The organism is Vibrio sp. 1557 (assembly GCF_033340175.1).
Lineage (GTDB): Bacteria > Pseudomonadota > Gammaproteobacteria > Enterobacterales > Vibrionaceae > Vibrio > Vibrio alginolyticus.
The window spans coordinates 1-1,234 of sequence record NZ_JAWOVZ010000179.1; the positions used below are offsets into that span (position 1 = coordinate 1).

At 45.0% G+C, this 1,234-nt stretch carries 2 protein-coding genes; both read right to left on the reverse strand.

Annotated elements, in window-relative coordinates:
• Positions 1–76 precede the first annotated feature (76 nt).
• A complete protein-coding gene (locus tag R7070_RS25665) occupies positions 77–265 on the reverse strand; it encodes a hypothetical protein (RefSeq protein WP_015296443.1) in 189 nt (62 codons plus the stop codon).
• Positions 266–409: 144 nt separating this feature from the next.
• Positions 410–1,234: AMP-binding protein (locus R7070_RS25670; protein ID WP_318141446.1), on the reverse strand; the 825-nt coding region annotated here is incomplete at its 5' end.

The following is a 1,234-nucleotide window of genomic DNA, read 5'->3' on the forward strand; positions in this document are numbered from 1 at the left end:
TCTGGCCCTAAACCGCTGTTGTTTGGTGTGACTTTATGGGTATTAATTTCCACTACATCACTAAGCTGGCTAGTACTTAGATAATCGTTGTCGACTTATCGCGTTGGTCGGAGGTTGACTCTTGTTTGTCACTCTTGAGCGCAAACACCAACGCGATAGCGATTAAAAACGCCGTCAATTCCGCTAACGAGCGAGTGAGCCCTTCACTGCTAATTGCGATGCCAATTTGTAATACCACTGCTATCAATAAAACCGATTTCACCATTCTGAAGCTTATGCCTTTCTGCTCTACGTTGAGACATAATTATGATTCAGAGTTATAAGGTTACGAAATTCCCTTTCCGACTAACACATAGCAAAATTGACTAATCTTCGCCTCATTTCCGCCGGGAGAATGAGCGCCAGCTATTTAACGTTGATTATCTAACTCAGAAAGCAGCCACTCTTTTACCGCTTTACGCGAGACTTTAATCCCACCTTCTAACAAGGCTTGTGGCATCAAATAGTAAGTGATTGGCCATTTAAACTTCTCAAGCTTTTTCCGCAAGTATTGCTCGAATTCCTGTTGGCTCAGTAACGCTTCTGATTGAATAACGGCTATAGGACGATGACCGAACTCAGCATCTTCGACTGGCACGACAATGCTCTGAATGACGCTTGGAATTTGGTTCAATACTGCTTCTATTTCCTCACAGTGAACGTTTTCTCCACCTGAGATAAATTGATTATCGGCCCGACCGATGATCTTTAACTCATCTCCTTGCCAAGTACCGAGATCCTTACTGTCGAACCAACCATCCTCGTCCACGAATGCCGTCACTTGACCTTGGTGAAAATAGCCTGAAGCTAGCGTTTGTCCACCAATGTAAATGCGCTCATCAACCAACTTAATCTTACGATTTTTTAGTAAATGCCCAGCATTGCTTACGTCATTGATCTGTTTTGCCGTAACGGTAGATGCAGCCTCGGTCATACCATAACCTAACCACGTTTCGATGCCTTTTTCTGTGGCTCTTACCGCCAACTCATGAGCCACATGGCTGCCCCCCAGCAAAACGTGCGTCAGTGACAGTTCAACATCATCATCTAGCAAGCGTTTAAGTTGAGTCGCCACTAAAGAGGCGTGTGAAACCGCGAAGATATCGTCTGCCAGTCTTCCCGTGCCGATTTTCAATGTTGCGCCAACAAACAACCAGCGATAGACAATCGCAAGGCCGGAAACATGATAAAGTGG

Coding starts and splice junctions, on each gene's coding strand:
- R7070_RS25665 (WP_015296443.1), bottom strand. CDS start 265: ATGGTGAAATCGGTTTTATTGATAGCAGTGGTATTACAAATTGGCATC.